Annotated in this window: 9 protein-coding genes; 2 read left to right on the top strand and 7 right to left on the bottom strand. The window is 63.9% G+C overall.

Translation table 11 applies throughout. The features are described from left to right. Window positions 1-3367 precede the first annotated feature (3367 nt). The 3 genes from AC1DH3_RS12935 to AC1DH3_RS12925 form a co-directional block, all read right to left on the bottom strand. Entirely contained in the window at window positions 3368-4303 is a 936-nt protein-coding gene (locus tag AC1DH3_RS12935; protein WP_441418766.1) for an SRPBCC family protein, read from the bottom strand. A 736-nt stretch (window positions 4304-5039) separates the two neighbouring features. Continuing rightward, complete coding sequence (locus AC1DH3_RS12930) at window positions 5040-5990, bottom strand: carbohydrate ABC transporter permease (protein ID WP_441418765.1); 951 nt, start codon at window positions 5988-5990, stop codon at window positions 5040-5042. Continuing rightward, window positions 5990-6937: a carbohydrate ABC transporter permease gene (locus AC1DH3_RS12925; RefSeq protein WP_441418764.1), complete on the bottom strand. Its 948-nt coding sequence runs from the start codon at window positions 6935-6937 to the stop codon at window positions 5990-5992. The genes AC1DH3_RS12930 and AC1DH3_RS12925 overlap by 1 nt, the downstream gene beginning before the upstream one ends. 227 nt (window positions 6938-7164) lie before the next feature. On the opposite strand from AC1DH3_RS12925, the gene AC1DH3_RS12920 reads away from it, so the two are divergent. Then, window positions 7165-8523, top strand: a complete 1359-nt coding sequence (locus AC1DH3_RS12920) for an ABC transporter substrate-binding protein (protein WP_441418763.1) — start codon at window positions 7165-7167, stop codon at window positions 8521-8523. 125 nt (window positions 8524-8648) lie between these two features. Further along, entirely contained in the window at window positions 8649-9053 is a 405-nt protein-coding gene (locus AC1DH3_RS12915) for a low affinity iron permease family protein (RefSeq protein ID WP_441418762.1), read from the top strand. 13 nt (window positions 9054-9066) lie between these two features. Here AC1DH3_RS12915 and AC1DH3_RS12910 read toward each other — a convergent pair whose 3' ends face one another. From AC1DH3_RS12910 to AC1DH3_RS12895, 4 genes are read right to left on the bottom strand one after another with little or no spacing between them, the layout of a single operon-like run. After that, window positions 9067-9285: an HPP family protein gene (locus tag AC1DH3_RS12910; protein WP_476909468.1), complete on the bottom strand. Its 219-nt coding sequence runs from the start codon at window positions 9283-9285 to the stop codon at window positions 9067-9069. Then, window positions 9240-9605, bottom strand: a complete 366-nt coding sequence (locus AC1DH3_RS12905; RefSeq protein WP_476909467.1) for an HPP family protein — start codon at window positions 9603-9605, stop codon at window positions 9240-9242. The genes AC1DH3_RS12910 and AC1DH3_RS12905 overlap by 46 nt, the downstream gene beginning before the upstream one ends. 29 nt (window positions 9606-9634) lie before the next feature. Then, window positions 9635-10096 (bottom strand): hypothetical protein, encoded by a 462-nt coding sequence (locus tag AC1DH3_RS12900; RefSeq protein ID WP_441418760.1) that lies wholly within the window; start codon window positions 10094-10096, stop codon window positions 9635-9637. After that, complete coding sequence (locus tag AC1DH3_RS12895; protein WP_476909466.1) at window positions 10093-12612, bottom strand: molybdopterin oxidoreductase family protein; 2520 nt, start codon at window positions 12610-12612, stop codon at window positions 10093-10095. The genes AC1DH3_RS12900 and AC1DH3_RS12895 overlap by 4 nt, the downstream gene beginning before the upstream one ends. Window positions 12613-13236 lie beyond the last annotated feature (624 nt).

The following is a 13236-nucleotide window of genomic DNA, read 5'->3' as shown; positions in this document are numbered from 1 at the left end:
TTTGTGGATCGATAGCTACGTAGGAGGCGGAAGGTTTCCGCAAAGGAGCATCCTGACGTGAAACCTTTCGGCTACGGACATTCTGCCACCCGGAAATACGTGAGATGTGCCCTAATCGGTCTCGTCTGCGTGCTTGGAGGGCTCCATCAGGCTGTGTCCGGGTAGCTGGCCAAGATGTAGTTGCCGGCTGCTGGACCGGTCATTCGGCGGCGGCTGCTACTGGGATCTACCCCGTGGCGCCGGATGGCGGAACGGAACTCGGAGTCGTCCAGTGGCTTGATGTGGTGCAGTATGCACCAGCTTGTGTATAGGCCGTAGAGGCAGTCCGGCCCCAACGGGTCCTGCGTCTCGTCCGGGACTGTGGCGTCCAGGAGGAATCGTGTGATGTGCGAGGTGGCCATTTCCGGCTCCGTTCCGCGGGTGCATTCGTGTGCCGCCGTGCTGCTTCAGCGGCTCTCTTCGCGACCGTGCACCCGGCCGCGAAGGTCCAAATCCGCGAGAGTTCTTTGGACTCTCCGAATTTACGTCGCCTTGGTCAGTGTGTCCAGAGCAGGCATCTCGCGGGAAGGGCCCGGGTTTCTGCCTAGGGACGGTGGTGATGGCTGGTGAGCAAGTAGTGAGCGGGCGTGAACCCATCGACCACGTGGGATGACCTGCACGATGGGTTCTTGCGGGAGAGGCGGCTCACTCGCAGTATGACGTCGTCGCAGTGTCATTTCTTCGTGTTTTAGGCTGCGTGGTCCGGCGACGTCGGGCCCACTCACTGGGCGTGACCTTGGCGACCAGCGGCGAAGCGAGGGCATGGGATGAAGAGCGCACTCTGATGGAGGACCGATTCGGGCATTGACAACATCTTCTCCGCCCTGGCAGCAGCTTCCGACCGAGCGGTCGATGTCGTCGTCCCTGACACCTCCACCCGGTGCCTGTTCCGCCCGGACCGCGCCAGCCTCTCTTTGGGATGAGGCGTCCTCGTGCCCCGGGCAGGGTCAGCCAATGCAGGGCCTCCGTAGGGTTCGTGCGTCCGCTGATCGGCCCGGCACAGGCCCATCCAGCGACGGATGCGTCAGCGTCCTGATTCAGGCCCATCCGCGGACCGGGCGGACTCGAGGAGGTTCTGGTCGGGATCGATGCTACGCGTCAGGTCGCCTGCGAGTGAATCCCTTGCAGCCTCGCGCGCCGGGCGGTAGGGCGCGGCGTCGTCCCCAGCTTTCCCCGGTGTTGGAACCTTCGCTGATCGAAGAGTGGACTCGAACGTTGTCGGCCTGGCCGGCTAGCTTGTCCTGCTGTTCGGCTATTCGTAGGGTTAGTTCCATAGATGCAGAGCAGTCAACGTCTGCGCGCCCGAGCCGGCGGAGGGAAAATGGAGAACCAACCTGGGATTGATTTCGGCGGACGGTGGCATTGGATTCCCGATACGTCCGTACCTCGAGTGGCGGTCGACGGAGCCTCCCCGATCGAGGTGGACACGGAACCCGCCCTGCACCCGCCGGCTTGCGTGCTGAGCGGCTGCGCGGGTGAGACACGAGGGCGACTCCTCGGTCTGCGCTTGTGCGAGTTCTCCGACGGGACCTTGGACCCCGCATCCGCGGTGCGGGATCTGGCGGATGAGGACTTGGCGGATCTGGCGGACGCTCTGTTTGTTCACCTGGATTCGGCGACGCCCGCATTCGGTGCGCTGAGCTGGTTCGAGTTCGCCACCGAGGAACTTCGAAGGCGCAGAGACACCGACGTGGAGTCGCAATGACTGCGAAGCTTGACCTACTGCGCTGGTGGTACCCCGACGATGAGAGAACCGTTCCCCGCGAGTATCCGGATTTTCCTAGGCAGTCATCGACCGTTAGCTTATGAATTCTCCCCTTGGTCGGACGTTGGCGGTTGCGATTCCGCTACCAAGGACCCGCCGTCAGCGGCAAGGGAAGGGTCGGCCCCGGAAGAGTCGGCGCCCTCAGCCGGGTCTTCAGCGTGTCGCCGTTCACTCAGGACCTCGGCCGGGCCACCTGTGCCTCCTTCGGCCGGTTCCTCGGCGTGGCGCCGCTCGGTGTTCTTTGGGGATTCGCTCACGGTAAGCCCTCTCTTTTGTGCGGCTGGAAGACTTCCCGGAAACGATCCCTGGGCAGGCCACCGTGCCTCGATTATCAGCCGACGGGTTGCCTGCCATTCCGGAGTCATGCCCTGCAGCCAACCGAACCTGATTCCATCCTGTTCCGCGGGCAGACTACCGTCAAGACGTGATTGCCCACACGTGCGTGCAGCTTCCCGGGGTCGCGCGGTCGTTTAGGTTGTCAGTAGCGGATGAGGTCCAGCAGGGTGTTAAATGATGGCAGATTCGCGGTCACCAACTAGCAGTATGTAGGTATGATCTTGAAGTTCTGGAGAGCTGGAGCTCCGGGTGAGACGGGGTCGGTGGCGTCCGAGAGCCCTCCTGAGACCGGGGCGTCTCGTCCCAGTTGCCATCGGCCCCTCCATTTAGAGCGAGGGTTCAGTGAGGCCGGGACACGACTTAGCGGCAATGCCCCTTTCTCAATCCGCATAGGCCCATCAGCCGGACCCGATCAGTCTTGGTTAGCAATGCCCCGCCGCTGGGGTCAAGACGCTCTTCGGCGAGATCAGCGAACGCCTGCGCTTGGGCGTGGAAATAGCGGTTCCAAGCCGGATGTTTGCGCGTGTCGAATCGGGGAAGGAGAGGGTGTGCAAATAGTGCAAACCCTAGGCTTCGGATTGGCCGGACTGGGCCGGATTGCTGAGGTAGCCGGGGGAGTGGCGGATTATCAAGGACCGGAACCCGGTTCAAGTCCCACCTCGCGCGCAGTGTTACCTCGGTTCAGGGGGTTGTAGGCCTCTGCGCCGACGGTAAGGCCACGGACAGGTTTAGCGGGTGATGAACCAAGAACGCGCCTCAAGAAGGAAACCCACGGCGTTTATCGATGTCCTCCGGTTGACCAAGCCTTCCTTTCGACCGGGATGGACGGGATGAGGCCTTCGTCAGCGGTGCGTCCGCCGGCTCCGCCTTAATGGACAACTCGGCAGCAGCGGGCCCCGGGCCTGACGGCGTTAACGGTGATCCACTCGCTGCAACGTTCCAGTGCCCTGGCGAGGGTCAACTGATGAGGCCCGCCTTCGAGGCAGCCTCCGCGGGGCGCAGTTCCTTGCCGAGTGCGGCAGGGATGACATATCCACAATTGGACCGACCCCGGCCCCCAACCATGGTGTTATGGACACCCTGCGTCCGCTGCACTGCACTGCGACGCACTGGACGGCGCATCGGATGCGGGACTGTTTTCCCGGACTGAAGCAGGAAGCCTCCGGCCGAGTCCAGGAACTCGGCCGGAGGCTTCCTGCCGGTCACCAACGCCGGTCTCACCCGGGCTTAGTGTTGGCCCAGGCTTCCTCCGGTGGGGGGAACCGGGCCCGAGCTGCGTTCGATTTCGGCGTCGCGTTCGGCCGCGCTACGGGTGTCACTCACGGCTGTCCCGTCGGAATCGCCCTCGGTATCCACGAGGCCGTTGGTCTGGTCGAAGGGCTTGGAGTCGGACCGTCCGCCGACGTCGCTCGCCGCGGGGTCCGTGTCGTGGCCCAAGCCACCGCCCGGCCGGAGGCCCTCACCGGGGAACACGCTTCCCGAGGTGCCTGTGGGCGGCACGGAAGCGGGCGGTGTGTGTACGGTGGCCGCGGTTTCGCCGCCGGCAATGCCGTCGTCGGTATCCTTGCGCCCGGTGGCTGCGGCAACGCCTGCGGCGGCCGCTGCAGCTAGCCCGACTCCGGCGATCACCTTGCCGGAGACGCCGGCTTTGCCGCTGTCGCCGCGCGACCCGGCTGCCGCGTCAACACCCGGCGTTCCCGCTGCAGCGCCGGCGCCGACGGTCCCGCGCCATGCCCCCGTCGCGTAGCCTTCGTCTTCGATGAAAGCCTTGAAACGGTTGAGGTCGTTCTCAGCTTGCTTCTCCACTACGTTGAGCTTGTCGCCCACCTTTTCAACGACGCCTTCGGGCTCATATTCGAGGGACAACTGAACCGAGGTCTGGCCGCCGCCAAGGTCTTCGAACGTAACCGACCCTGCGTTGGTGGCGCCGTCGGTTGCGGCCCACGCCACCTTCCGGTCCGGAACCTGCTCGAGAATCTTGGCCTCCCATTGCCTGCGGACCCCGGCGATCTCTGCGGTCCACTCAAGCCGGTCGTCGCTGAGCTGTTTGACGGTCTTCACCCCGCTCATGAAGTGGGGGAATTCCTCGAACTGGGTCCACTGGTTGTAGGCCACGCTGACGGGCACATTGACCATGATTCGCTTTTCAACTTTGGTGCTCACGGTGTCTCCTTCGACTGGATCGGGATCGACAGTGATGAACTAGTCATCAGTAGGCTTACTATATCCGCGGGTTGGCGAACCGGCCAGAAGTTTTTCCGCCGCCGGGAAGGACGTGGCGTCCGCGTGGCTTCCCGGAGCCGTGGACATGCCGCGTGACGACAGGGGCTGGACTATCGGGTTGACAGTGCGAATAAGGGCTCCTAGCTTCTTACTGTCCGAGGGACATGTCCGGGCTGGTCTTTCACCACACTCACTGTTGATGCCGTTTCAGTCGGCGGTCACCGCCGGGATGCAGGAGGCCATGATGGCGAAGACATCACTGAAAGATTTTCTCGCCGAGTGCGTTGCCCGGGATTCCGGTGGAAACGGTCCCAGCCTGGACGAACTGTATGGCTTGTACCTGAGCTGGTGCGGGCTGGCGGGCTCGAATCCGGCCCGGTACAGGTCTTTCAGAGCCGGTCTGCGCGCAGCCGGGATCCGCCCCATCCACCGGGACGGGCGGTGCCCGGGACTGATGAAGGCCGGTCCGGCAGCGTGCGATTACCTGGTCCACCGTGAATTCCCGCTCGCCGTGCTGGACGTCCCGGACAGGACGACCCCAGTGCCGTCCGCCCCGGCGGCCGGAGCCGGCGCCGCTCGCCCCGGATGGCCGACCGGCGGCGCCCGCGGCTCCGTCCCTGCCGCCTAACGCACTTGCCGCAATGAGACCGGGGGTGTCGGGCGCGAACGCCGTCGATCAGCCTTTCCGGCCCTCGGTTGCCACGCCCTCAATAAAGTGCCGCTGCCCGAAGGCGAACAGGATCAACATGGGCAGGGTGATCAGGAGGGTGGCGACCATGACGTACTGGTAGTCTCCCTGTCCCCCGTTGGTAGGGCTGTATTTCGTCATGGCGTAAGCGATCCCCAAGGGCGCGGTGAAGCCCTCCACCGATCCGGCGTTCAGGTAGATCAGCGCGGACTGCAGGTTGTTCCAACTGGCTTGGAACTCGAAGATGAAGATCACCACGAGCGACGGGATGGACAGCGGCAGGGCAATCCGCCGGAAGAGTCCGAAGTAGCTGGCTCCGTCGATCCGCGCGGCCTCGAAAAGCTCACGGGGGAGTCCAAGGAAGAACTGCCGTTGCAGGAAGATGTAGAACGCCGAGCCAAAGAGGTTCATCCCGAATAGCGGGATCCAGGTGCCGAGGACCCCGAGGTTTTTCCAGATCAAATACTGCGGGACCATAGTGACGGCGCCCGGGAGCATCATGGTGGCAAGAACAAGGCCGAAGAGGAAGTTGCGGGCCGGGAAGCGGAAGTATGCGAAACCGAAGGCGACCATGGCGCTGGAAACGGTGACCAGAGTGGCGGCCAGGACAGCGATCAGGAAACTGTTGACCACCCAGTGCACCAACGGTAGTTGGTCCCACACCTGAACGTAGTTCTGCGGCGAAAAGCTGCGGGGGACAAGGGCGTTGTCAAACACCTCGGCACGGGGTTTCAGGCTCGCGGCGATGAGCCATACGAGCGGGTAAAGGAAAGCTCCGCTGATAAGGATCAACACCGTCCAGAGCAGCAAGCGGGCACCTGTGGTTCGCGGGCTGCGTGTCTTTTTGCGCGTCCGCCGTCCGCTACCTTGCTCCTCTCCATCCTGCGGAGGGGCGAGGCCCGGTGACTTTGACGCCGGCTGGATCCGTGTTGTTGCCATCAGCGCTTCTCCCCTTCGTAGTAGACAAACCTGTTCCCGATCCTCACTTGGACGAGGCTGATCAGCAGGATCAAAACGAACAGCACCCACGCCATGGCTGCAGCGAACCCGAAGTTGAATTCCCGGAAGGCCTGCTGGAAAAGATAGATCCCGTAAAACAGCGACGCCTCCGGGGATGAACTGGTCTGGTCCCTCCAGAAAAGGAGGTATGCCTGATCGAAAACCTGCAGCGCGGCGATCGTCAGGACAATCACGTTGAAGAAGATCGCTCCCGAAATCATTGGCACCGTGATGTAGCAGAACTTCCGGACCGGGCCGGCGCCGTCCAAGGCCGCCACCTCGTAAAGCTCCTTCGGGACACTCTTGAGCGCCGCCAGGAAGATGACCATGGTGCCGCTGACCCCCCACAACGTCATCAGCACGATCGACGGCTTCACCCAGGCCGGATCGATCAGCCACTGCGGGCCGGTTATTCCGAAAAATCCGAGGGCTTGGTTGATAGCTCCCGTGTTTCCGTTCAGCAGGAGCAAGAACACGGCCGCGGTGGCCACAGAGGGCGTCATCTTCGGGAGGTAGTAAACGGTGCGGAAGAACCCGGCGCCTCGCCCCACCCGGTTCAGCAAAAGCGCGAGCCCAAGAGCGACGCAAATTTCCAACGGCACCGCCAGGACGGCGTAAAACAGGGTATTGGCCAGCGAGAGGGCCACCTTCGGATCCTCAAAGAGGAGGGCATAGTTGGTGACACCGGCTGGCCGGGCCACGTTGGTGGCGAGGTTGTAGCGGCTGAAAGAGATCACCAGGCTGTAGACCATAGCGCCGAGCATGAAAACAACAAAACCGATGATCCACGGCGAAATAAACAAGTAACCGGCGATCGCTTCACGACGGTTGTACTTTCTTCGTTCCGGACGCCCGGCGCGCGTGGCTTTGCGCGACGCGGCTTCCACCGATGCCTTAGCTCCCACCTATGACCCCCGTTCTCCCAGCGCGAGGCCGGACTGATTCGACCTGGCGGTGCCGGCGGCGGGCCCCTTGCGTGACCCCGCGGCTTCGGCTAGCTTTCGATTTAGCAAGCTTACTTACAGTGTGGCAGTTAAAAGGGCGTTTGGCCGAAAGTTTTCCGGTGACGAAGTGATGCCGCGAAGACCTTGAACTTGACACGGGGAGGATTCAGATGAGGGTTCGGGAAAAGAGCGTGGCGGTGCTGGCTCTGGCAGTCTTGGGGCTGACTGCCTGCGGCGGGAGCGGTGCGTCCCCTGCGGAGACGGCTGATTTCAAGAAGGAAGCGTCAGGGGCGCTGACTGCTTGGGCCTTCGACAATGCTGACGACGTCGGCAAGGCGCGGATGAAGTACGCAGGAGAGCAGCTTCCCGACGTCAAGATCACCATGGATCAGACACCCTTCGACGCGCAGAAGTTCACCACCCGGGCCGCCAGCGGCACCGTTCCGGACGTGGTCCAAATGGACAGGGCCTTTGTCGCCACCTATGCAGCCCAAGGTCTCATTAAGCCGCTGGACGGGTGCTTCAAGGCGCACGGTATGGACCCGGCCAAGCAGTTCTATCCAGCGGTCACGCAGCAGGTCACGTACCAGGACAAGGTGTGGGCGGTTCCGCAGTTCTACCAGCCGGCTGCCATCATCCTTAATCAGGACGTCCTGCAAGCCGCCGGCGTTGCCCCGGACGCCATCGACACCTCGGACAAGGCGAAACTCCTCGGTGCTGTTTCCAAGGCCTATAAGTCCAACGGAAGTATTCCGGTAACGCTGGGTTTCGATCCGGTGGCCGCCGGCCAGGCCGAGCTCTGGATCCTGGGCCAAGGGGGAAAGCTGGTGGACGACAAAGGAGCCCCTGCCCTGGACGACCCGGCAAATGTTCAGGCGTTGACGTTCCTCAAGGAGATTTACGACGCGCAGGGCGGCTACGCGAAGGCCAAGAGCTTCAGTGACTCGTTCGACACCTTCGGCAAGGACAACCAGTTCGTCAAAAACCAGGTCGGCGCGCAGGTCGACGCCCAGTGGTATGTCAACGTCCTGGCGCCGTACTCGAAGTCACTCAACATTTCCGCCGTGCCCTTCAAGGGCAAGGACGGAAAACCCTTCACGGTGGCGGGTGGAACATCGTTCGTCATCCCTGCCGGTGCCAAGAACGCCGATGCCGCGTGCGCCTGGATGACCTCGTTGGTCACGGATGACGCCTGGTCCGCGGCCGGCGCTGCCAGGGCGGAGAAGATCTCGTCAACGCCCGGAGGCATGAATACGGGACTGTTCACCGGCTCGCCGTCCGCGGACAAGCTGATCCGGGACAAGTTCGTCAAGGCCAGCGGCAACGCAGGTTTCGATAAGACGATCGCGACCTACTACGAGGTCCTGCCGGCCGGAAAGTCGCTCGGAGCTTCGCCGGCTGGTCAAACCATCAAGACGGAAGTCAACAACGCCATCGCCTCCGCCCTGCTCGGTACAAAGGCCCCCGAGAAGGCCCTCGCGGACGCACAGGCGGCCGCGAAACGGGCATTCGACCAGACCGGCTCCTGAAGTCCGGGACGGCGAGGCCTTGGAGCGAGCCGGCCCCGGGTAGCACCGGGGACCTGGCGGTCGGAAAGGCGGGACATGGGGCATATGGTGCTGCTGCGTTCCTTGAGAAGTGAGGCGGGCAGGTTATGGCGAAAGTGACGGGCAGAGCGGGCAAGGACCGTCCCGACGTCTTTACGCGGTTCACCACCCGGACGGCCAGGATCCTGGGCCACGCCTGGGTATTTGTGGCCGCCGTAGCCGTGCTGATCATCTGGGCATTCACGGGCCCACTACTCGGCTTTTCGGATACCTGGCAACTGGTAATTAACACCAGTACCACGATCGTCACTTTCCTGATGGTTTTTATTATTCAAAACACCCAGAACCGGGACACTGCCGCCCTGCACCTAAAACTGGATGCGCTGATGTTGGAGCTCAAGGTCAGCAACGCCAAGCTTTACGACGCGGAGAATGAAGGAGAGGGGGAAATAGAACGGCAGCGTCAACGCATCGAGCATGCTGCCGCCGACGGGGAGCAGCGGGCACCTTAGTGGGCCGCTACTCCTAGTGGGTGCCCGCCGGCTTGGTCCCCAGGAGCAAGTTCAACCCCCAGCCCGCGGCGGTGATCAGCAGGATGGCTCCGGCCATCGAGAGGAGCTGCGCCGGCGAGCTGAGAATGCCGAGGCTGACGATCAGCGTGGTTGCCCCGGCCGGTGGGTGCGGCTTCCTAAGCAAGGTCAGCACGAGCGTCGTGAGCGCGACGGACAGTGCCGCTGCGGCCACATAAGGGATAGTAAGGCCGCCGACCGGGCGGGCAGGCTGCCTTGGAGTCCGGCGCCGTAGAGGCAAGCTGCGCCCATAAGCAGGCCCGTCAAGTGCCCGACCAGGGTGTTGTCGGGCCGAGCCGCGGGCTGTTCGGGCGATTCGAAGAACAGCATTACCGTCGGTCCTAGGCTGGGAAACAGCCAGGGCAGGTGCAGACCTACTCCGACTGCTCCGGTCAGAGCCAGAACGATGAGGGACAACACCGCGGCATAGGTGGCCGGCCCCAATGTGCTTCGCCTTGTTGCAAGCCGCTTCAGCAGCGTCGGCCTCAGAGGCATGATTTCACCTTTCGCTCGCTTCGGAACGGCTAGCGCGCCACCACCAGGGCCTGCGGTGCCGCTTGTTTCATGCGGGTCTGCAGCCAGCGCAGCTGCACGGAGGTTTCGCTGTCGCACCGGGCAACGACGTCGAGGAGCTCGCGGTCGCGGAGGGCGGAGCCAGCTTGTTTCACCATGGTCCAGGTGACGTCGACGAGGCTGGCCAGCAGGTAAAGGTCCTGAAGGTCGCGGAGCAGGCCCACCGGTCCCTTGCGTGTTGTGGAAAGCCCCTCGGCATGGAGGCGCTCCGGTTCGTCCTCGTGTAGGACCTCGCCGTACCGCTGCACCGCAGGGAGCAGTAGGCGGCTGTGCTCCTCGCACTGCTGGGCCAAGGTATGGCAGAGGAAATGGACGTCCGGTTCCGCACCATGGCCCGCCGCCACCTGGCGAAAGGACTCGGCCAGCGTAGCTTCGGCCTGGCGAAGCAGGCCCAGGTAGATGTTCAGGTTCATGGTTGTTCGTCCTTTCCGCTGCGGACGCCAGCGCCCGGGTTGATCGCCTCCGGGAAACGTGGCGGCGTCGCGGCGCCGAGCAGCTCCGTGGCTTCGGCGTCCGTGCCGCCGGCCGTGGGCCGGGGCGCCCGCTGTCCCGACGCCGAGGCGGGACGGGATGCCGTCGTGGTCGGCGCCGGTGCTGGGCCGGTACCGTCACCGATCTTTTCCACCTTCACGGCTGCGTTCTTGAAGACCGGCTGCTTCGAGACCGGATCCCACTCGGTGAGGGTGAGTTCGTTTGCGGCTGTGGGGTGTTCCCCGGGGGAGCCGTCCCCGTCCCAGTATCCGTAGTGGAACGGTGCGAAGACGGTGCCTCGTCGGATGTCGCTGACCCGGGCCGGGACTTCGATCCGGCCACGCCGCGACGTCACCCGGACGAGATCGCCTTCCCGGATCCCCAGCCGCTCGGCGTCGTCCGGGCCCAGTTCCACCCAGGCGCTGGGGGCGGCTTGGGTAAGCAGACGGGACCGTCCGGTCTTGGTCCGGGTGTGGAAGTGGTAGGCGGTGCGGCCCGTGGTGTAGCGCAGCGGGTACTGCCCGTCCGGTTCCTCGTGCGGAGGGGAGTAGTCGGCGGTTTTCAGGATGGCCCGGCCGCGCGGGACGCTGGCGCGGAACGACTCGGCGCCCACGGTGGCGCCGGTCAAGAGGTCATGCCCGTAGCTTTCGCAGTAGTCCGGGTCCGTGGGGAAGACGCCGTCCGCGTAGAGCCGCTCCCGGCCGTCCGGGTTCTCGTCATTGCACGGCCAAGGGATGCCGCTGCCGCCGCGAAGCCGGTCGTAGCTGATGCCGGTGTAGTCGCAGGGCCGGCCACGGGAGCATTCCTTCCACGCCTCGAAGCCGTCCTCCGGGCCGGCCCACGGAAGCAGCGGTTCGCGCTGCAGGGTGGTGAACCCCATTCGGCGGGAGTAGTCCAGGAAGATGTCCAGGTCGCTGCGCGCTTCACCGGGCGGTTCGACGGCCTTGTCCGAGAGGTGGACGATGCGGTTGACGTTCGTGAAGGTCCCCGTCTTTTCGCCCCAAGCCGCGGCGGGCAGGACGACGTCGGCGGCCTGCGCCGTTTCGGTCAGGTACAGGTCCTGCACCACCACGAACAGCTCGGGTTTGGCCAGGATGCCGCGGATCCGGGGCAGGTCCGGCATGGAGACCGCCGGGTTGGTTGCCGAAATCCAGAGGAACTCGATTGAGCCCTGCTCGGCGTAGCGGAAGATCTGCATCGCATGCGTCGGTGGTGCCCAGTGCGGGATGACCAAGGGGTCCACGTCCCAGAGCTCGGCCAGTTCCCGGATGTGCTCGGGGTTTTCCCAGTTCCGGAAGCCGGGGAGGTCTCCGTCGGCGCCGCATTCGCGGTTGTTCTGCGCGGTGGGCTGGCCGTTCATCTGCAGGATCCCGCAGCCGGGCCGCCCCAGCAGCCCGCGGAGCAGGTGGAGGTTGTTGACCTGGCAGGAGGCGGCGGTGGCTTGCGCGGACTGGTAGAAGCCCTGCAGGACGGTGGAAAGCACGCGGGCCGAAGTGCCGAAGATGCGGGCGGCCTCCCTGATGTCCGCGGCGCTCACGTCACATACCGCTGCCGCCGCTTCTGCCGTCCAAGGTTCGACGGTGGCCTTCAGTTCCTCCAGCCCGACTGTGTGCTCGTTTACGAAATCCTTATCGAGCCAGCCGTGCGCAAGGATCTCGTGGACAAGGGCGTTCATGAGGGCGAGGTTGGTGCCGGGCCGGACGGCGAGGTGGACGTCCGCGTGGCGGGCGACCTCCGTTTCGCGCGGATCAATGCAGACGACCTTGGGCCGGTCCGGCCCGGCGATGCGGTCCAGCACGCGTGACCACAGGACGGTCTGCGTCTCGGCCATGTTGTGTCCGTAAAGGAAGATCGCGTCGCAGCTGTCGATGTCGGTGTAGGTCCCGGGCTGTCCGTCGGCTCCGAAGGACTCCTTCAAGGCCGCCGCCGCGGTCGCGGTGCACAGCCGGGTGTTGCCGTCCATATGCGGGGTTCCGATACCGGCCTTCCCGATCATGGCCAGGGCGTAATACTCCTCAAGGAACAGCTGGCCACTGGTATAGAAACCGTGGCTGAGCGGTCCGCGTTCCTGCAGCAGCTGCTGGCTCCGCTCGGTGATGCGGTTCATCGCCGTGTCCCAATCGCATTCGACCAGTCGGCCGTTTTCGCGGATCAAGGGCCGCTTTAGCCGGTCGCGGTGGGAGACACCCTGCCAGCTGGCGAACAGACCTTTCGGACCCAGCCGGCCATGGTTGACCAGGTCCCCAGCGCGGCCGCGGATACCGACCATGGCACCGTCCTTCACGGCGATGTCGCACGCGCAGCCGTTGCTGCAGAGCACGCAGGCGGACTGGACCCAGCGGTCGACGTCGTCCTCGGTGACACCCTCGCCCAGCGCCTGGTCCACCCTGACAGGCCAGAGCCCATCCCTGGGGTAAGGCGTCCTCGCGCCCCAAATTTCGGCAATCCGGTCAACCATTGTGGTCCTCCTGAACGTTCGGGCCGCCAGAAAGTGCTGGCCGCGATAGAACCAGGCCAATCCTCGCCTGGCTCCCGATTGATGATGGATTGTCCCTCCCGGCATTGCAGTCATGCCGGGAATGAGAGAGACCGCTCAAACGCAAGGGGACTTCCAGCAGCAATCATCAGATTTAGCACCAAGGCCGACTCCCGTCCATAGGTGCGCTCTCTAGCAGCAGATCCCAAGCAGCAAGGGTGCGGCACCGGGCGCGCGAACCTGCGCAGAACAGATGTATCAACTTCGACTGGTTTTGAACGTAGACGAAAATCTGCCCGAAATACAGACCAGCAGGCGGAATCAAATTCGGCGATGACATCAGATTTCGCCCTAGGGAATAGCGTTGAAGTCATGCAATTCCCCCCGGCTATTCAGCCCGCGCGGTACCGGTAAACGTGTTAAAGAGTTCGACCCTGCGTGGTATTCCTGCGGCCCTCTTCAGCCTTGGAGGATTGTCCGAAGACGGGCGGCTGCGTTCGTTCAGCCAGAGTTGGGCGTTAGCTTCGCTTCGGGCAGATTATGCGGCTGACGCCAATATCCGGAATAAGCTGTTCTTGAGGTCTGAACCTTTACGCAAGCCGGCGC

The sequence above is a fragment of the Arthrobacter sp. 05L428 genome (assembly GCF_056397665.1).
The sequence above is the reverse complement of the archived record's forward strand: the minus strand, read 5'-3'. Positions and strand labels throughout refer to the sequence as shown.